The sequence below is a fragment of the Streptomyces sp. NPDC046261 genome (genome assembly GCF_040646235.1).
GTDB lineage: Bacteria > Actinomycetota > Actinomycetes > Streptomycetales > Streptomycetaceae > Streptomyces.
Genome location: NZ_JBEYZU010000001.1, coordinates 111988 through 128544, shown reverse-complemented (window position 1 = coordinate 128544; position 16557 = coordinate 111988). Strand labels below are relative to the sequence as shown.

The following is a 16557-nucleotide window of genomic DNA, read 5'->3' as shown; positions in this document are numbered from 1 at the left end:
CGGTGGGCGGCTGCGGACCGGAAGGCCCAACGGCGTCATCGCCGTTCCAGTCATGGGCGGGTGGGTGGGAGCGGCACGCGCCGCAGGCGCGGGCCCCATCCACGGCGGCGTCAGCCAACCGCGGCCAGCACCACGAGCAGCACCAGCCCCACCACAGACGGCACGATCAGTTCGTACGCCCACCGAACCGCCGGCTCCCCCCGCGCCCCCTCCCGCGAAGCGCACCGCTCCGCGAGCTCGCCCAGTTCCTGGACCGCCTGGTCCGACGGCGCACGCGACGGCTCCTCGCCACCGCGCGCACTCGCCCGCGCCGCCCGCTTGCGCTGGCGCAGCGACACCGGGATCGCCCAGAGCTGGTACTTCGCCCCGCCGGCGAGCACCTCACTGGAGTACCCGGCGCGAACGGCCTCGACAGAGGCCCACGGCAGCGTGATCGTGCGGAACGGATTGCGCACCAGCAGCCGCTCCTCCCCCGCCCACACCGCGGGCCGCAACGTGAACGCGATGATCAGCGGCACCGCCCACAGCAGTCCCGCCAGGGCGAGCCACGGCGTGTCGCCCTCGCCGCTCGCGATCGCGTCACCGCCCAGCCACGCGGCCAACGCCAGCAGCAGCACGCCTCCGCCGATGCCGGCGGGGGACCGGTAGCACCGCTCGGCGTATTCCTGACCGGGGGCCTTCGGGGAACTCGTCATGGCGCCGATTCTGCCCGACCCGCCGGGTACCGGACATTGCGGTACGGCAACGCTAGGAGCGCCCGCCGGAGGTCGCGGTGAGGTCGGCGTAGACGACGATGTTGTCCGGGCGGTGGCCGTCACGCAGGTCGCCGCCGCAGGTGATCAGGCGGAGCTCGGGGCGGTCGGTGTTGCCGTAGACCTTGCGGGTGGGGAAGTCCTTCTTGTCGACCTGCTGCAGCTCTCGGACCGTGAACGTGGCCGTGGAGCCGTCGGCGCGGCCGACGGTGATGGGGTCGCCGACCTTGAGCCTGGCGATGTCCTTGAGGACGGCCGGACCCTTCGCGGTGTCGAAGTGGCCGATGAGGACGGCGGGGCCCGTCTCGCCGGGCGTGACGCCCTTGTCGTACCAGCCGATGCGGTCGGCCTGCTCGACGGACGGCACCTCGACGGTGCCGTCGTCGGCCAGCCCGAGCTCGAGGAGGGGGCCCGTGTCGACCGAGGCGGCGGGCACGCTGAGGCGTACGGGCTTGGAGGCGGGCAGCGGGGCGACGGTGGTCGCGGGCCGGGGTGCGGCGGTCGCGGCCACGTGGGCGCCGGCGTCGCCCGGGCGGCTGCCGCAGGCGAGCAGGCCGCCGCCGAGGGCGACGACGAGCAGCGCGGCCGCGCCGCACCGGCGCCGGCGGGAGCCGGAGGGCTGGGTCATGCGGAACTCCTGACGGGCGCTACGGCACGAGGGCGGGCCGCCGGTGAGGTGGCGGCCCGCCCTCGTGGGCCGGGAAGGGGCGGTCAGACGCCGACGGCGCGGCGGCGGAGGACGGCGAACGCGACGCCCGCGGCGCCGACCGAGGCGAGCGCGCCGCCGGCCGCGAGGAGCGCGGTCTCGTTGTCCTCGCGCACCCCCTCGGCCCCGGCCGCCACGCCGCCCTGCGGCACGGCCTTCGTCTGGGCGACACCGGCCGACCCCGGCTGGGTGGAGGCGTTGGTGGCCTTGGCCGCGCCGCCGGTGGAGCCGGTGGCCTTGGCACCGGTCGCGCCGCAGCCCTCGGGCGCCACCGGGAAGTCCGTCGTGACCGAGGGGTAGTCGCCGCCCTGCATCTTCGTCACGAGCCGGGGGTGGGCGCCGTCGGGGTCGACGATCTTGCCGGTGCGGCCGTCGGACGGGTGCTCACGGTCCATGATCACGCCGCTGATGTCGCCGGAACCGTCCTTGTAACGGACCTGCGGCCCCTTGGGGCCGTTGGTCAGCACGGCGATGGTGCCGGCACCGATGTTCGCCTCGATGGTGGCGGTGCACTGGGTGGTGCCGCTCGGGCCGGCCATGACCTGGACGGTGACGGCACCGTCGGCCGCGCCGAGCCTGACGCGCTGGCCCTTGTACTCGGCGTAGCCGTCCTCGCCGTCGGCGTCGAAGATCACGAGGGCCGCGCCGGCGGCCTCGCCGCGCGCGATCCGGCCCTGGTAGTGGTTCGGGCCGACCTTGTAGACACGGACCACGCCGCCCTGCGGCAGTTTCTCCATGCCGACGTACACGTAGTCGTCGAGGGTCTTCGTGACGAGGTCGCCGCGCAGGGCGGTGAGCGTGATGCTCATGCCGTTGTAGGTGAAGCGCGCGTCGCGGTTGCCGCTGGCGGTGACGGACTTGACGACCGTGGTGCCGGACATGATGTCGGCCCGGTGGGTCTCGGTGCCGCGCGAGTAGACGTTGACCGGCGTGCCGTCGGGCAGCGTGGTGGAGCGGACCAGGCACCAGGTGCCGTAGACCTGCTCGTCCGAGCACTTCTTGACGGCGTCGGTCTTCCCGTCGCCCTTCCCCTCGCCCTTGTCGGCGTCGGTCTGGGTGGCGGCGTCCTTCTTCTCGGGCTCGGTCTGCGTACCGGCCTCGGTCTTCTTGCCGGCCCCGGACGTCTCCGTCTTCTCCGTCTTCTGCGTCTTCGCTTCCCCGGACTTCTGGGCCGTGCCGGCCGGTGCCGCCGGCGTGGTCGTACCGGTGGCCTGCTCCGCCGCCTTGGCGGCAGGAGCGGCAGGGGCCACAGGAGCCGGCGCCGCCGGCTCGGCGGCGAACGCGGCGGTCGCCGGAGCCAGAACGGCGGAGGCGAGGGCGGCGGAGGCGACGACGGCGCGGAGGGCGCTACGGCGACGCGGGGACAAAGCTGACATGCTGGACTCCTGGCGGTCTCAGGCCTGGGAAGAAGGGAACGCGCATGCCGCTTCCCTCAGTTCGGGTGGGGCCGGAGAGGTCGTGCGGTTCTGCTGAGAAAGGCCTATGGATCACAAGTGATCGAACTTTCCGCTTTTTGTCACCAAACATCAACAGCAAGTGGAAGATGAGATACCTCTTCGGGCTGTATCCGACCGAATCGGACGCTAAGGTCAGACGGAAGCACACCGTCGGCCGCACCGCCCGTCCCGCCAAGTGATCTTGCTGGTCAGCGCTTTGCCGCCGCGCGAGGGGGTGACACGCGCTACGCGCGTAGATATGCTCATCCGGTGACCATGCACCCTCCCCCAACAGTTCCCTCAAACGGCAACGAAGCCGCCGAGCGACTGGCGTCGATGGCGGACGTGACCGCCTCCGACGGTGCGCTGCGCCGCTTCCTGCACGGCCTCCCGGGCGTCGACCCGGTGGGGCTGGAGGCCCGCGCCGCGGCCCTCGGCACCCGCTCGATCAAGACGACGGCGAAGGCTTACGCCATCGACCTGGCGATCTCCATGATCGACCTGACGACCCTGGAGGGCGCGGACACCCCGGGCAAGGTCCGGGCGCTGTGCGCCAAGGCCGTCAACCCGGACCCGACGGACCGCGGGACCCCCCGTACCGCCGCGATCTGCGTCTACCCCGACATGGTGGCCACCGCCGCCGGGTCCCTCGCCGGCTCCGGCGTGAAGGTCGCGTCCGTCGCGACCGCGTTCCCGGCCGGCCGGGCCGCGCTGCCGGTGAAGCTGGCGGACACGGCGGACGCCGTCGCCGCGGGCGCGGACGAGATCGACATGGTGATCGACCGGGGTGCCTTCCTCGCCGGCCGCTACCTGTCCGTCTTCGAGGAGATCAAGGCCGTCAAGGCGGCCTGCCGCCGGGAAGACGGCTCCGCCGCCCGGCTGAAGGTCATCTTCGAGACCGGTGAGCTGTCGACGTACGACAACATCCGCCGTGCCTCCTGGCTCGGCATGCTGGCGGGCGCCGACTTCATCAAGACCTCGACCGGCAAGGTCGCGGTGAACGCCACCCCGGCGAACACCCTGCTGATGCTGGAGGCCGTGCGCGACTTCCGCGCCACGACCGGGGTACAGGTCGGTGTGAAGCCCGCCGGAGGCATCCGCACGACCAAGGACGCGCTGAAGTTCCTGGTGCTGGTCAACGAGACCGTGGGCGAGGAGTGGCTGACCAACGAGTGGTTCCGCTTCGGCGCCTCCAGCCTCCTCAACGACCTGCTGATGCAGCGCCAGAAGCTGAGCACCGGGCGCTACTCCGGTCCCGACTACGTGACGGTGGACTGACCATGGCTTTTGAATACGCACCGGCGCCCGAGTCGCGCGCGGTCGTCGACATCGCCCCGTCCTACGGGCTCTTCGTCGACGGCGAGTTCCGCGAGGCGTCCGACGGCAAGGTCTTCAAGACCGTCTCCCCCTCCACCGAGGAGGTCCTCTCCGAGGTCGCGCAGGCGTCGGCCGAGGACGTGGACGCGGCCGTCAAGGCAGCCCGCAAGGCGTTCGAGAAGTGGTCCGCCCTGCCGGGCGCGGAGCGCGCGAAGTACCTGTTCCGCATCGCCCGGATCATCCAGGAGCGCTCGCGCGAGCTGGCCGTCCTGGAGACGCTCGACAACGGCAAGCCGATCAAGGAGACCCGCGACGCGGACCTCCCGCTGGTCGCCGCGCACTTCTTCTACTACGCGGGCTGGGCCGACAAGCTCGACCACGCCGGCTTCGGGCCGAACCCGAAGGCGCTGGGCGTCGCCGGTCAGGTCATCCCGTGGAACTTCCCGCTGCTGATGCTGGCGTGGAAGATCGCTCCGGCGCTGGCCGCCGGCAACACCGTGGTGCTCAAGCCGGCGGAGACCACTCCGCTGTCGGCGCTGTTCTTCGCGGACATCTGCCGCCAGGCGGGCCTGCCCAAGGGCGTCGTGAACATCCTGACCGGCGACGGCTCCACGGGTGCCGCCCTGGTGGCCCACGACGGCATCGACAAGGTCGCCTTCACCGGCTCCACCGGCGTCGGCAAGGAGATCGCGCGCACCCTGGCCGGTACGGACAAGAAGCTCACCCTCGAGCTGGGCGGCAAGGGCGCCAACATCGTCTTCGACGACGCCCCCGTCGACCAGGCCGTCGAGGGCATCGTCAACGGCATCTTCTTCAACCAGGGCCAGGTCTGCTGCGCGGGCTCGCGCCTTCTGGTGCAGGAGTCGATCCAGGACGAGCTGCTGGACGCCCTCAAGCGGCGGATGTCCACCCTGCGCGTCGGCGACCCGCTGGACAAGAACACCGACGTCGGCGCGATCAACTCCGCCGAGCAGCTGGCCCGTATCAAGGCCCTGGCCGACAGCGGCGAGGCCGAGGGTGCCGAGCGCTGGGCCCCGGCCTGTGAGCTGCCGGGCCACGGCTACTGGTTCGCGCCGACGCTGTTCACGAACGTCACCCAGGCGCACCGCATCGCCCGCGAGGAGATCTTCGGCCCGGTGCTGTCCGTGCTGACCTTCCGCACGCCGGGCGAGGCCGTCGCCAAGGCCAACAACTCGCAGTACGGGCTGTCGGCCGGCATCTGGACCGAGAAGGGTTCGCGCATGCTCGCCGTCGCGGACAAGCTGCGGGCCGGCGTCATCTGGGCCAACACGTTCAACAAGTTCGACCCGACCTCGCCCTTCGGCGGCTACAAGGAGTCGGGCTTCGGCCGCGAGGGCGGCCGCCACGGTCTGGAGGCCTACCTCGATGTCTGATCGGTTGAGTGTTCTCAAGACCTACAAGCTGTTCGTCGGGGGCAAGTTCCCCCGGTCCGAGAGCGGGCGGGTGTACGAGGTGACGGACTCCAAGGGCAACTGGCTCGCCAACGCCCCCCTGTCGTCCCGCAAGGACGCCCGTGACGCCGTCGTGGCGGCGCGCAAGGCGTTCGGCGGCTGGTCGGGCGCCACGGCGTACAACCGCGGTCAGGTGCTCTACCGCGTCGCGGAGATGCTCGAGGGCCGCCGGGACCAGTTCGTCGCGGAGGTCGCGGACGCCGAGGGGCTGTCGAAGGCCAAGGCCGCCGCCCAGGTGGACGCGGCGATCGACCGCTGGGTCTGGTACGCGGGCTGGACCGACAAGATCTCCCAGGTCGTCGGTGGCACCAACCCGGTCGCGGGGCCGTTCTTCAACGTCTCCTCGCCCGAGCCCACCGGTGTGGTGGCCGTCCTGGCGCCGCAGGAGTCCTCGTTCCTGGGCCTGGTGTCCGTGATCGCCCCGGTGATCGCCACCGGTAACACGGTGATCGTCGTGGCGTCCGAGAAGGCTCCGCTGCCGGCCCTGTCGCTGGGCGAGGTGCTGGCCACCTCCGACGTGCCCGGCGGCGTGGTCAACGTCCTGTCCGGCCGGACCGCGGAGATCTCCCCGTCGCTCGCCGCGCACCAGGACGTCAACGCGATCGATCTGGCCGGCGCCGACGCCGACCTGGCGAAGGCCCTGGAGATCGCCGCGGCCGACAACCTCAAGCGCGTCGTCCGTCCACAGGCTGTGGACTTCTCCGCCGACCCGGGTACGGACCGGCTGACCGCTTTCCTGGAGACGAAGACCGTCTGGCACCCCACGGGTTCGCTGGGCGCGGGCGGCTCGTCCTACTGAGCCGAACGTGAGCCGGCCTGAGCCGGCCTGAGCCGGCCCGGCAGCACGACGACGGCGGCGGTTCCCCGGCCGGGGGACCGCCGCCGCCGTCGTCGTGTGCGTGCCTCAGTGACCGGCCTTGCCGCCCTTGCCGCCCTGCAGCGCGCCCAGGGCCTGGCCGACCAGCGGCAGGTCGCCCACCTGCCCCCGGGTCGTGACGGGGGACGTCACCATCTGCGTACCGACCGGCTTGAAGTCGGCGACCTGGGCGCGGGCGCCGTTGTTCAGCGGGTCCACGGGCGTGGCCGCGAGCGGGTGGTACTTGAAGGTCTGCACGACCGGCGCCAGGCCCTGTACCGACTTCTGCAGCGCGATGCCGGTGCCGACGAACGCGGCACCGACGTCGGTGCGCGCGAGCTGGGCCTTCGGCGCCTGCGGCTCGGCGCTCGCGCCTGCGGCGCCGCCCGCGACGAGCGCCGCGCCGGCCGAGACGGTCAGCCCCACGCGCGTCAGCGTGCGCCGACGGCGTGGCGGAGGTACGGGCGCGGATCGTGCGTGACGTGCGTGGGAGGCCATGACCACCTGCCGGTACGTGAGGGGTGTGAACGGTAAGAGCGGTATCGATTCGACAGCGCAGCGTAGCGAAGCGGTGACGATGCGTGCACGCCTCGACCCGGGGGGATCCTCCATACGGCTCAATGCCTCACACTGGTGTCCCGTGACATCCCTCCTGACCCCCGCGCGCGTCATCCTGCTCACCGGTCCGTCCGGTTCCGGGAAGTCGTCCCTGGCCGCCCGCACCGGGCTGCCCGTGCTCAACCTCGACGACTTCTACAAGGAGGCGCACGACCCGACGCTTCCCCAGCTCGCAGACGGCAGCGGCACGGACTGGGACTCGCCCCTGTCGTGGGACGCGGAGGCGGCCGTCGCCGCGATCGACGCCCTGTGCCGGACGAGCCGCACGGACGTACCGCTGTACGACATCTCCACCAGTTCGCGGGTGGGCGCGAGCGCGCTGGACATCGGCCGTACTCCGCTGTTCATCGCGGAGGGCATCTTCGCCGCCGACATCATCGGCCAGTGCCGTGACCTGGGTCACCTCGCCGACGCCCTGTGCCTGCGCGGCCGTCCCTCGACGACGTTCCGCCGCCGCCTGGTGCGCGACCTGCGCGAGGCCCGCAAGCCCGTCCCGTACCTGATACGCCGGGGCCTGCGCCTGATGCGCTCGGAACGGGCCATCGTGGCGCGCCAGACGGCGCTCGGCGCGTTCGCCTGCGGCAGGGAGACGGCGATGGGCCGGATCGCCGCGGCCGCCGCCGGGCGGCGTGAGAGCGTCCACTCCTGAGCACGACGCCGGCACGACGCCGGCACGACGCCGGCACGACGCCGCGGACGCGTCTTTCACGACGGGCACATGCGGACGGGCACATGCGAGAGCGGGCGAGGCAGTCCCCCCGGCTGCCCGCCCGCTCTCTTCCCCCGTGTTCCCCCCGTTGGTTCCCCGGGGGCTCCCCCGAGCCCCCGTCACCGGCTAGGCGACGAGTTCCCCGAAGGACTCCCGTACGCCCCGGCCGGAGCCGATGACCTCGTCGTCGCGCAGTCGGCGCAGCGAGCGCCAGATGCTGCTCTTGACGGTGCCGACGCTGATGTCGAGGATCTCCGCGATCTCCGGGTCCGTACGGCCCTCGTAGTAGCGGAGGACGAGCATGGTGCGCTGGAGCTCGGGCAGCCGGGCGAGTGCCTGCCACAGGACGGCGCGCAGTTCGGTGCCGCGCATCGCGTCCGTCTCGCCGACCGTCTCCGGCAGCTCCTCGGTCGGGTACTCGTTGAGCTTGCGGCGCCGCCAGGCGCTGATGTGCAGGTTGGTCATGGTGCGGCGCAGGTAGCCGCCGACCGCCGCCTTGTCGGTGATCCTGTCCCAGGCGCGGTAGGTCGAGAACAGCGCGCTCTGCAGCAGGTCCTCCGCCTCGTGGCGGTCACCGGTGAGGTGGTACGCGGTCGCGTACAGGGAGGCCCGGCGCTCCTGGACGTAGGCGGTGAACTCCGCCTCGCTCCGGGACACGCCGCCGGCCTTCTTCTCCCCCGTGGCCCCCGAGGCGCCCCCCGCGCCTGCTGTGGGCTCCCCGTACGCGATCGCGTCGATGGCCACCATGTACGGCGGCCGTGCCGTACGTCCGGTACCGCGAGCGCACCCCCGCCCGCCCACGGCACCGGACTTCTCCGTGCTCCTGCCGGCGTCGTGAAGGCGCGTGCGAACTGCGCTGTTCGTGGTGCTGTGCAGTGTGTTCATCTCGCGCCCCCCGTCGGTGGAGCCAGCTCGGTCCGTCAGTGACCCGGACCCTGGGAACTGCCCGGTGAACAGAAGCCTGCCGGGCCAGTTTCATGGCGCTGTCCGCCGACTGTCACAGCCCTGCAACAGGCCGTGCCGCCGCTGTTGCCGGACCGCGGGGAGTCGCTGCGGCGTCCTTCTGTCGAACTACCGGCCAGTCTTAGGCCAGAATGACCACCGTGCCTTTCCTGTTGCTGATCGAGGACGACGACGCCATCCGCACGGCTCTCGAATTCTCCCTGTCCCGCCAGGGTCACCGTGTGGTGACCGCGGCGACGGGTGAGGACGGCCTGAAGATGCTGCGCGAGCAGCGGCCGGATCTGATCGTGCTGGACGTGATGCTGCCCGGGATCGACGGTTTCGAGGTGTGCCGCCGGATCCGGCGCACGGACCAGCTGCCGATCATTTTGCTGACCGCCCGCAATGACGACATCGACGTCGTGGTCGGCCTGGAGTCCGGTGCGGACGACTATGTGGTCAAGCCCGTGCAGGGCCGGGTGCTGGACGCCCGCATCCGGGCCGTGCTGCGCCGCGGGGAGCGGGAGTCGAGCGACTCGGCGTCGTTCGGTTCGCTGGTCATCGACCGGTCCGCGATGACGGTCACCAAGAACGGGCAGGACCTCCAGCTGACGCCGACCGAGCTGCGGCTGCTGCTGGAGCTCAGCCGCCGGCCGGGACAGGCGCTGTCGCGGCAGCAGTTGCTGCGGCTGGTGTGGGAGCACGACTACCTCGGCGACTCCCGGCTGGTGGACGCCTGTGTGCAGCGGCTGCGCGCGAAGGTCGAGGACGTGCCGTCCTCGCCGACGCTGATCCGTACGGTCCGTGGGGTCGGCTACCGCCTGGACGCCCCGCAGTAGGGCGTGCCCGGCCGGGCGATCACGTCGTAGTTCATCCGTAGGGCGAAGGACAGAGAGCACACAGTGACAGAAGAGCCCGGTCGGGTACGGGGCTGGGCGGCGGCCACGAACGTCATGAAGCTGAGCATGCGGTGGATCAGCCTGCGGCTGCGGCTGATGCTCGTCTTCGCGCTGGTGGCCCTCGCCGCCGCCGTGTCGGCGTCCGCCATCGCGTACTGGCTCAACCGCGACGCGGTCCTCACCCGTACGCAGAACGCCGCTCTCGACGACTTCCGCAAGTCGCTGCAGGACAACACCGGCTCCCTGCCGCTGACCCCGACCTGCCCGGAGCTGCAGGAGGCCGCGGACCGGATGGCGGCCACCTCGCAGAAGTACGAGGTGCTGCTGATCGGCAAGGTCAAGGGCGGCGGCGACTGCGCCGCGCCCTCGGACCGGGATCTGTTCACGCTCGACGTCGTGCCGAAGACGCTGGTGACGGCCGTCAACCGGGAGCGGAAGGTCGACGACTCCAACCCCTACCCGTACCACCTGTACTGGCAGCGGATCACGCTCGACGGCAAGCCGTACCTGGTCGGCGGCGCGAAGGTGATCGGCGGCGGGCCGACGGGCTATCTGCTGAAGTCCCTGGACAACGAGCGGGCCGACCTCAACTCGCTCGCCTGGTCGCTGGGCATCGCCACGGGGCTGGCCCTGATCGGCTCCGCGCTGCTCGCCCAGGCCGCCGCCTCGACGGTGCTGCGGCCGGTGCAGCGGCTCGGCGACGCGGCGCGCCGGCTGGGTGAGGGGAAGCTGGACACCCGGCTGCAGGTGTCCGGCACGGACGAGCTGGCCGACCTGTCCCGTACGTTCAACAAGACGGCCGAGTCGCTGCAGAAGCGGGTCGAGGAGCTGAGCGCGCGGGAGGCGGCGAGCCGCCGCTTCGTGGCCGACATGTCGCACGAGCTGCGCACCCCGCTCACGGCGATCACCGCCGTGACGGAGGTGCTGGAGGACGAGGCGGACAACCTCGACCCCATGATCGCGCCCGCGGTGCAGCTCGTGGTCAGCGAGACCCGTCGGCTCAACGACCTGGTGGAGAACCTGATGGAGGTCACCCGCTTCGACGCCGGCACGGCCCGGCTGGTCCTGGACGACGTGGACATCGCCGACCAGATCACGGCGTGCATCGACGCGCGGGCCTGGCTGGACGCCGTGGAACTGGACGCGGAGCGCGGCATCACGGCCCGGCTCGACCCGCGCCGCCTGGACGTCATACTCGCCAACCTCATCGGCAACGCCCTCAAGCACGGCGGCTCCCCGGTACGGGTGTCCGTGCGGCAGACGGACGAGGCCCTGGTGATCGCGGTGCGCGACCACGGCCCCGGCATCCCCGAGGACGTGCTGCCGCACGTCTTCGACCGGTTCTACAAGGCGAGTGCCTCGCGCCCGCGTTCCGAGGGCAGCGGTCTGGGCCTGTCCATCGCGCTGGAGAACGCCCACATCCACGGCGGCGAGATCACCGCGGCGAACTCCCCCGAAGGCGGCGCCGTGTTCACCCTCACCCTCCCCCGCGACGACTCCGGCTCCGAGAACGACGGCGGGGCCCCGTCCGGCGGTCCGGCGGAAGGGAGCGCGGAGTGAGACGCGCCATCACCCGCACGGCGGTCCTGACGACGGGCCTGGCGGTGCTGTCCACGGTCGCCGGCTGCGGCATCCGGGGCACGGCCGTGCCGGTGGACGCCGGGAGCGCGCCCTCGCGTGCGACGTGCGTCATGCGCCCCGGCCCGCACAGTGCGCCGCCGCCGGGCAGCATCACCATCTCCGTCCAGCTCGTGTGTACCTCACAGCTACTCCCCGTGACCCGGGTGGTCGCCGTCCAGGAGGACGACCAGGCCGTCTCCCTCGCCCGTGCGCTGCTGGACGAGCTGCGGCGGCAGCCGGCGCCCGTCGAGGAGGAGGCCGGGTTCTCCACGGACGTCCCCCAGCGGCTGACGGTCAGCGGGCCGCGCAAGGGCGACCCCGACCGGACGCTGCGCCTGAACACGGCGCCGGACGAGCTGCCGGCACCGGCTCTGGCGCAGGTCGTGTGCACCTACGCGGGTACGGCCGCGGCCGACGGGCGCAGCACGGTGGTCCTGGGCGGTCCGGGCGAGGACAAGCCCCGCGGCTACACGTGCACGGAGGAGACGCGCACCCATCCCGAGACGGTGCGGAGCACCGGTGGCGCCTCCTGATGACAACGGGCGCTGACTCTCTGTACCCGGCTGCGGAACCGCGCGCCCCGCGCACCGCGTCATGGGGGGCGTGCAGCGTCATGGCTACGGCGGTACGCCCGCCCTCCGATACCGCTACCGCGTGGCGGGCTGTGTCCTTCTGGCCGCCCATCTGCTGGTGGTCGGCTGGCTCGCTCTGCGACCGCTGACCGCCCCCTGGGTGTCCGCCGCGCACCTGGAGCCGCTGGCCACGATCCGGGCCGATCTGGCGCTGGGTCCGTGGGACGCGACGCGGTCCCTTGCGGCCGGGGTGCTGCCGTTCGCGCCGCTGGGGGTGCTGTTGCCCTGGGCGGGGGGCCGGATCGTGGCGTCGACGGCGGTCTCGCTGGCCCGGACGGTCTTCACCGCGGCGATGGTCTCGCTGGCCCTGCAGGTGGTGCAGAGCGGTGTGGTGGGCCAGGTCCTGGACGTGGACGCGTTGTTGCTGAACGTGACCGGTGTGACGGTGGCGCACCTGGCGGTCGTCCCCGCGGTACGGGCCCGGCTCCGTCGCAGGGCCGAGGTGGGACCTACCCGGACCGTCCGCCGGGAGGAGGCGGATCTGGGGTTGACCCCGACGATCCCCAGGGTCGGGATCGCTCCGTAGAGTGACGCTCCGCCCGGGGTGGCGGCCGTAGCGTTGAGGTCATCGGGAAAACGTTCCCGCACCGATGGCACCTTGACGTGAAGGAGTCGCTGCCATGTCCGCTCCGCTGGTCCGCCCCCGCAACCACAAGATGATCGCCGGCGTCTGCGCGGGTCTGGCCGAGCGCTTCGGCACCTCCCGCACGACGATGCGGGTGATCTTCCTGCTGTCGTGTCTGCTGCCGGGCCCGCAGTTCGTGCTCTACATCGCGCTGTGGATCCTGATGCCCGCCGCGGGCAGTTCCCGGGCCGCCGCCAAGGGCTGGTGACGCCGCGGCCCCGCCCGGCACCGCGGGCCGCGCACCCCCGCCGTGGGGTGCGCGGCCCGTTCGGCGTCGCTCGTCCCGTGAGCGCGCTGTTCGTCCCGTGTGAGCGCCGTCAGCGGATGTTGGGGGTGCCCAGACCCGGCAGGGAGATGCCGTTGGGGGCGATGGCCTTGGTGGGCAGGCCGCCGAGCAGGCCGGCGTTGCCCTTGTTGTCCCTGGGGGCGCTCGTGAGCTTGTCGATGGGCAGGTGGGGGGCGAGGGCGGTGTCGAGGGCGTGGGCGGCCTGCTCCAGCAGCCCGGACTTCACCGCCCGGTCCGCGGCGGTCACGACCGGCCCACCGGCCGGGACGAGCTGACCGGCCGCGTCGACCGGAAGGGCCTTCTCCACACCCGTGGCGGTCGTGGTGACGGACTCGAGCGTGCCGGCGGAGGCGGAACCCGCCGCGCCGACGGCGATGACGGCACCGACGGCGGCGACGCCGAGGGCCTTGAGGGATGCCTGCTTCATCTGATCAGTCCTCGTGACGGGGATGACGGGGAAAAGCCGAGCGGCTCCGCAACCTAGCCACCACCCGGGCCGGCCCGCAATCAATGACACGGCCGGGGCACGAAGCCCCGGCCGCATTCACCGAATTCCCCCGCCCGTCGACCGGCGGAGTCACCCCGAAACGGAATTGCTGGTCAGACCGTTCCGGTCGCCGTCTGACGGAACAGCCACTCGGACTTCAGCTCCGCGTAACCCGGCTTGATCACGTCGTTGATCATGGCCAGACGTTCATCGAATGGGATGAAGGCCGACTTCATGGCGTTGACGGTGAACCACTGCATGTCGTCCAGCGAATAACCGAAGGCCTTGACCAGGTGCTCGAATTCCAGGCTCATGCTGGTACCGCTCATCAGACGATTATCGGTATTCACCGTCGCCCGGAAGTGCAGCTTTCGCAGAAGACCGATCGGGTGCTCTTCATATGAACTCGCCGCAGCCGTCTGGAGATTGGACGTCGGGCACATTTCCAGCGGAATGCGCTTGTCCCGCACGTACGAGGCCAGCCGGCCCAGCTTGACCGTGCCGTCCTCGGCGATCTCGATGTCGTCGATGATGCGCACGCCGTGGCCGAGCCGGTCCGCGCCGCACCACTGCAGGGCCTGCCAGATCGACGGCAGGCCGAAGGCCTCGCCCGCGTGGATCGTGAAGTGGTTGTTCTCGCGCTTGAGGTACTCGAACGCGTCCAGGTGGCGGGTGGGAGGGAAGCCCGCCTCGGCGCCCGCGATGTCGAAGCCGACGACGCCGGAGTCGCGGTAACGATTCGCCAGTTCGGCGATCTCCAGGGCGCGGGCGGCGTGCCGCATGGCGGTCAGCAGCGCGCCGACGCGGATGCGGTGACCGTTGGCCCGGGCCCGGGCCTCGCCCTCGCGGAAGCCCTCGTTCACGGCCTCGACGACCTGCTCGAGGGTGAGCCCGGCCTCCAGGTGCTGCTCGGGGGCGTAGCGCACTTCCGCGTAGACGACGCCGTCCTCGGCCAGGTCCTCGGCGCACTCCGCGGCCACACGGACCAGCGCCTCGCGGGTCTGCATGACGGCGCAGGTGTGCGCGAAGGTCTCCAGGTAGCGTTCCAGCGAGCCGGAGTCGGCGGCTTCGCGGAACCAGACGCCCAGCTTGTCCGGGTCCGTCTCGGGGAGCTTGTCGTAGCCGACCGCGGCGGCGAGGTCGACGACCGTTCCGGGGCGCAGCCCGCCGTCGAGGTGGTCGTGGAGCAGCACCTTGGGCGCGCGGCGGATCTGATCGGAGGTCGGCTGGGAGGCCGGCTGGGAGAAGGTCTCGCTCGTCATTTCGGCACTCTAGCCCCTACGCGCGTAGATGTCGGCGAACGATACGGAACGGTGACCCATAGGCGGGGTGGACACCACCCGTCCTTCTGCCATCGTTGTCTGCCATGGTGCAGCAAGCGTTGCCGCAGCAAGATCCGGAAGGGCCGGCGGACCCGCGGGAAGCGGCCGCCCGCCTCGGCAAGCCGCTCGGAGCCGGGGACACCATGAGCGCCGTGCACGCGGTGGCCCTGCTGCTCCCCCAGGGCAGCGCCACAGGAATACGCCGCCCCTCCTTCCTGACGCCGGCCGCGCAGCGGCCGCTGGCCCGCCGGCTGAGCCGGGCGGGCGCGGACGAGGGCCTGGTCGTGCACGTCGTCCGCTACCGCCACCGCGGGTGGAACGGTTCCGCCGCGCATCCGGTGCGGGACGCCTTGTGGGCGGCGGACGAAGTGGTGCGCCGCTACGGCGACGTACCGATCTGTCTGGTCGGTACGGGCATGGGCGCCCGCGCCGCGCTGCGGGCCGCAGGTCACCCGGCCGTCGCGGCGGTCCTGGCGCTGGCCCCCTGGCTGCCCGAGCCGGAGGCGGTCCTGGACCCGGAACCGGTGCGTCAGCTTTCGGGCCGGCAGGTGATGCTGGTGCACGGCACCAACGACGAGCGCACGGACCCGGACCTGTCCTACCGGCTCGCGGAGCGGGCCAAGAAGGTCAACCGCGACGTCTGCCGCTTCGAGGTCCACTCCGACGGGCACGCGCTGCGCCAGCACCGCACCGAAGTCCTGGCCCTGGCCGCCGATTTCCTGCGCGGCGCGCTGTTCGGCCACCCCTACGCCCGCCCGGTCGCGGACGCCCTGGCCGCTCCCCCGCCCCTGGGCCTGCGCATGCCCCTGGCCTCGGGCTTCGGCTCGTCCCTGCGGCACTGACCGGGCACCGGCACCCTCACCGATGCGGCAGCAACTGCCCCCGCCGCGAGAGCAGGAACCGCTTGAACGCCGCCACCGGCGGCGTGTCCGGATGCCCGTCCAGCCACGCCACACCGATCTCGCGGACGGCGCGCGGCGCGGTGACGGTGAGTTCGACGACGTCCGGGCGCGGCACGGCGGGCGGGGGCAGCAGGCCGACCCCGAGCCCGGCGGCCACCAGGCCGCGCAGCGTCTCCGGGTCCTCGCCCTCGAAGGCGACCTTGGGGGTGAACCCCGCCTCCGCGCACAGCGCGTCGGTGATGCGCCGGAGCCCGTAGCCCGGTTCGAGGGTGACGAACAGTTCCCCGGCCGCCTCCGCGAGCCGGATCCGCTTGCGGACGGCCAGCGGGTGGTCGTCCGGGACGACGAGCCGCAGCTTCTGCTCGTCCAGCCGCCGGGCGACCAGGCCGGGCTCGTCCGGCACCGGCGAGGTCAGGCACAGGTCCAGTTCGCCGTCGCGCAGCCGCTCGATCATGGCCTCGCCGTAGCTCTGGACGAGCTGGAAGCGCACGCGCGGGTGATCGGTTCGAAAGGCGCGGATGAGCTCGGGTACGGTCTCGGAGCCCATCGTGTGCAGGAACCCGAACGCGACCTTGCCGGCCGCGGGGTCCGCGTCGGCCCGTACGGACTCGGCGGCGCGGTCGACCTCGGACAGGGCGCGGTCGACGGTGGCGAGGAAGGTGCGGCCGGCCGCGGTGAGCGAGACCGTACGGCCGTGGCGGGCGAAGAGCGCGACACCCAGGTCGTGTTCGAGCCGGGCCATGGACCGGCTCAGCGTGGACTGCGGCATGCCGAGCTGCTGCGCGGCACGGGTGACGTGCTCGTGGCGCGCGACGGCGACGAACTGGGCGAGGCGGGGCGTGAGCGTCGTCGCCCAGGAGCCCGCTTCGAGCTCGGCCGTTGGCGTACCGTCAAAGTTTTGGGTAACACTCCTGTTGCCAGTGGGTGACAGAGGCGCTCGTGACCTGCGGTCATGCTGCATGTGATCGATTATCGC

18 protein-coding genes are annotated in these 16557 nt (G+C 71.9%); 10 read left to right on the top strand and 8 right to left on the bottom strand.

All coding sequences use genetic code 11. The features are described 5' to 3' along the window. Nucleotides 1-110: 110 nt before the first annotated feature. The 3 genes from ABZ956_RS00605 to ABZ956_RS00595 form a co-directional block, all read right to left on the bottom strand. Nucleotides 111-695, bottom strand: coding sequence for a PH domain-containing protein (locus ABZ956_RS00605; RefSeq protein WP_361884917.1), 585 nt, complete (start codon nucleotides 693-695; stop codon nucleotides 111-113). A gap of 52 nt (nucleotides 696-747) precedes the next feature. Then, on the bottom strand, nucleotides 748-1380 hold the full coding sequence (locus ABZ956_RS00600; RefSeq protein WP_361884915.1) for a class F sortase: 633 nt from the start codon (nucleotides 1378-1380) through the stop codon (nucleotides 748-750). A gap of 83 nt (nucleotides 1381-1463) precedes the next feature. Next, nucleotides 1464-2834, bottom strand: coding sequence for a hypothetical protein (locus tag ABZ956_RS00595; protein ID WP_361884913.1), 1371 nt, complete (start codon nucleotides 2832-2834; stop codon nucleotides 1464-1466). A 336-nt stretch (nucleotides 2835-3170) separates the two neighbouring features. On the opposite strand from ABZ956_RS00595, the gene deoC reads away from it, so the two are divergent. The 3 genes from deoC to ABZ956_RS00580 are packed head-to-tail and all read left to right on the top strand — an operon-like array spanning nucleotide 3171 to nucleotide 6482. Next, nucleotides 3171-4172, top strand: coding sequence for a deoxyribose-phosphate aldolase (gene deoC / locus ABZ956_RS00590; RefSeq protein ID WP_361886591.1), 1002 nt, complete (start codon nucleotides 3171-3173; stop codon nucleotides 4170-4172). A 2-nt stretch (nucleotides 4173-4174) separates the two neighbouring features. Beyond that, nucleotides 4175-5605 carry an aldehyde dehydrogenase family protein gene (locus tag ABZ956_RS00585; RefSeq protein WP_361884911.1) on the top strand — a complete coding sequence of 477 codons (1431 nt, stop codon included), beginning with the start codon at nucleotides 4175-4177 and terminating at the stop codon, nucleotides 5603-5605. After that, a complete protein-coding gene (locus tag ABZ956_RS00580) occupies nucleotides 5598-6482 on the top strand; it encodes an aldehyde dehydrogenase family protein (RefSeq protein ID WP_361884909.1) in 885 nt (294 codons plus the stop codon). Before ABZ956_RS00585 ends, ABZ956_RS00580 begins: the two co-directional genes overlap by 8 nt. 105 nt (nucleotides 6483-6587) lie before the next feature. On the opposite strand, the gene ABZ956_RS00575 is transcribed toward ABZ956_RS00580, so the two are convergent. Beyond that, complete coding sequence (locus ABZ956_RS00575) at nucleotides 6588-6965, bottom strand: hypothetical protein (RefSeq protein WP_361884907.1); 378 nt, start codon at nucleotides 6963-6965, stop codon at nucleotides 6588-6590. Between the two features lie 151 nt (nucleotides 6966-7116). Between ABZ956_RS00575 and ABZ956_RS00570 the strand changes: the two genes are divergently transcribed. Then, on the top strand, nucleotides 7117-7806 hold the full coding sequence (locus ABZ956_RS00570; protein ID WP_361886589.1) for an ATP-binding protein: 690 nt from the start codon (nucleotides 7117-7119) through the stop codon (nucleotides 7804-7806). A 186-nt stretch (nucleotides 7807-7992) separates the two neighbouring features. On the opposite strand, the gene ABZ956_RS00565 is transcribed toward ABZ956_RS00570, so the two are convergent. After that, a complete protein-coding gene (locus tag ABZ956_RS00565) occupies nucleotides 7993-8751 on the bottom strand; it encodes a SigE family RNA polymerase sigma factor (protein ID WP_361884905.1) in 759 nt (252 codons plus the stop codon). A 218-nt stretch (nucleotides 8752-8969) separates the two neighbouring features. Between ABZ956_RS00565 and afsQ1 the strand changes: the two genes are divergently transcribed. From afsQ1 to ABZ956_RS00540, 5 genes are all read left to right on the top strand, one after another. Continuing rightward, nucleotides 8970-9647 carry a two-component system response regulator AfsQ1 gene (gene afsQ1 / locus ABZ956_RS00560; protein ID WP_177338123.1) on the top strand — a complete coding sequence of 226 codons (678 nt, stop codon included), beginning with the start codon at nucleotides 8970-8972 and terminating at the stop codon, nucleotides 9645-9647. A gap of 114 nt (nucleotides 9648-9761) precedes the next feature. Continuing rightward, nucleotides 9762-11267 carry a HAMP domain-containing sensor histidine kinase gene (locus ABZ956_RS00555; protein ID WP_361886586.1) on the top strand — a complete coding sequence of 502 codons (1506 nt, stop codon included), beginning with the start codon at nucleotides 9762-9764 and terminating at the stop codon, nucleotides 11265-11267. Next, the gene (locus tag ABZ956_RS00550) at nucleotides 11264-11860 is read left to right on the top strand and encodes a hypothetical protein (RefSeq protein WP_361884903.1); all 597 of its coding nucleotides are present in this window, start codon (nucleotides 11264-11266) and stop codon (nucleotides 11858-11860) included. The genes ABZ956_RS00555 and ABZ956_RS00550 overlap by 4 nt, the downstream gene beginning before the upstream one ends. Nucleotides 11861-11930: 70 nt before the next feature. Further along, nucleotides 11931-12485, top strand: a complete 555-nt coding sequence (locus ABZ956_RS00545; protein WP_361884901.1) for a VanZ family protein — start codon at nucleotides 11931-11933, stop codon at nucleotides 12483-12485. A 94-nt stretch (nucleotides 12486-12579) separates the two neighbouring features. Continuing rightward, the gene (locus ABZ956_RS00540) at nucleotides 12580-12792 is read left to right on the top strand and encodes a PspC domain-containing protein (RefSeq protein WP_361884899.1); all 213 of its coding nucleotides are present in this window, start codon (nucleotides 12580-12582) and stop codon (nucleotides 12790-12792) included. A 109-nt stretch (nucleotides 12793-12901) separates the two neighbouring features. On the opposite strand, the gene ABZ956_RS00535 is transcribed toward ABZ956_RS00540, so the two are convergent. Together ABZ956_RS00535 and ABZ956_RS00530 are read right to left on the bottom strand one after the other, a co-directional pair. Then, nucleotides 12902-13297: a hypothetical protein gene (locus ABZ956_RS00535; RefSeq protein ID WP_361884897.1), complete on the bottom strand. Its 396-nt coding sequence runs from the start codon at nucleotides 13295-13297 to the stop codon at nucleotides 12902-12904. A gap of 173 nt (nucleotides 13298-13470) precedes the next feature. Then, a complete protein-coding gene (locus ABZ956_RS00530; RefSeq protein WP_361884895.1) occupies nucleotides 13471-14619 on the bottom strand; it encodes an adenosine deaminase in 1149 nt (382 codons plus the stop codon). A 203-nt stretch (nucleotides 14620-14822) separates the two neighbouring features. Here ABZ956_RS00530 and ABZ956_RS00525 point away from each other — a divergent pair, with 203 nt between their 5' ends. Continuing rightward, a complete protein-coding gene (locus ABZ956_RS00525; RefSeq protein WP_361886584.1) occupies nucleotides 14823-15521 on the top strand; it encodes an alpha/beta hydrolase in 699 nt (232 codons plus the stop codon). Nucleotides 15522-15537: 16 nt separating this feature from the next. On the opposite strand, the gene ABZ956_RS00520 is transcribed toward ABZ956_RS00525, so the two are convergent. After that, on the bottom strand, nucleotides 15538-16542 hold the full coding sequence (locus tag ABZ956_RS00520) for a LysR substrate-binding domain-containing protein (protein ID WP_361884893.1): 1005 nt from the start codon (nucleotides 16540-16542) through the stop codon (nucleotides 15538-15540). Between the last annotated feature and the right edge of the window lie 15 nt (nucleotides 16543-16557).

Coding starts and splice junctions, on each gene's coding strand:
- ABZ956_RS00520 (WP_361884893.1), bottom strand. CDS start 16,542: ATGCAGCATGACCGCAGGTCACGAGCGCCTCTGTCACCCACTGGCAAC.
- deoC (WP_361886591.1), top strand. CDS start 3,171: ATGCACCCTCCCCCAACAGTTCCCTCAAACGGCAACGAAGCCGCCGAG.
- ABZ956_RS00535 (WP_361884897.1), bottom strand. CDS start 13,297: ATGAAGCAGGCATCCCTCAAGGCCCTCGGCGTCGCCGCCGTCGGTGCC.
- ABZ956_RS00605 (WP_361884917.1), bottom strand. CDS start 695: ATGACGAGTTCCCCGAAGGCCCCCGGTCAGGAATACGCCGAGCGGTGC.
- ABZ956_RS00525 (WP_361886584.1), top strand. CDS start 14,823: ATGAGCGCCGTGCACGCGGTGGCCCTGCTGCTCCCCCAGGGCAGCGCC.
- ABZ956_RS00555 (WP_361886586.1), top strand. CDS start 9,762: ATGAAGCTGAGCATGCGGTGGATCAGCCTGCGGCTGCGGCTGATGCTC.
- ABZ956_RS00530 (WP_361884895.1), bottom strand. CDS start 14,619: ATGACGAGCGAGACCTTCTCCCAGCCGGCCTCCCAGCCGACCTCCGAT.
- ABZ956_RS00570 (WP_361886589.1), top strand. CDS start 7,117: ATGCGTGCACGCCTCGACCCGGGGGGATCCTCCATACGGCTCAATGCC.
- ABZ956_RS00540 (WP_361884899.1), top strand. CDS start 12,580: ATGTCCGCTCCGCTGGTCCGCCCCCGCAACCACAAGATGATCGCCGGC.
- ABZ956_RS00585 (WP_361884911.1), top strand. CDS start 4,175: ATGGCTTTTGAATACGCACCGGCGCCCGAGTCGCGCGCGGTCGTCGAC.
- ABZ956_RS00565 (WP_361884905.1), bottom strand. CDS start 8,751: ATGAACACACTGCACAGCACCACGAACAGCGCAGTTCGCACGCGCCTT.
- ABZ956_RS00580 (WP_361884909.1), top strand. CDS start 5,598: ATGTCTGATCGGTTGAGTGTTCTCAAGACCTACAAGCTGTTCGTCGGG.
- ABZ956_RS00600 (WP_361884915.1), bottom strand. CDS start 1,380: ATGACCCAGCCCTCCGGCTCCCGCCGGCGCCGGTGCGGCGCGGCCGCG.
- ABZ956_RS00595 (WP_361884913.1), bottom strand. CDS start 2,834: ATGTCAGCTTTGTCCCCGCGTCGCCGTAGCGCCCTCCGCGCCGTCGTC.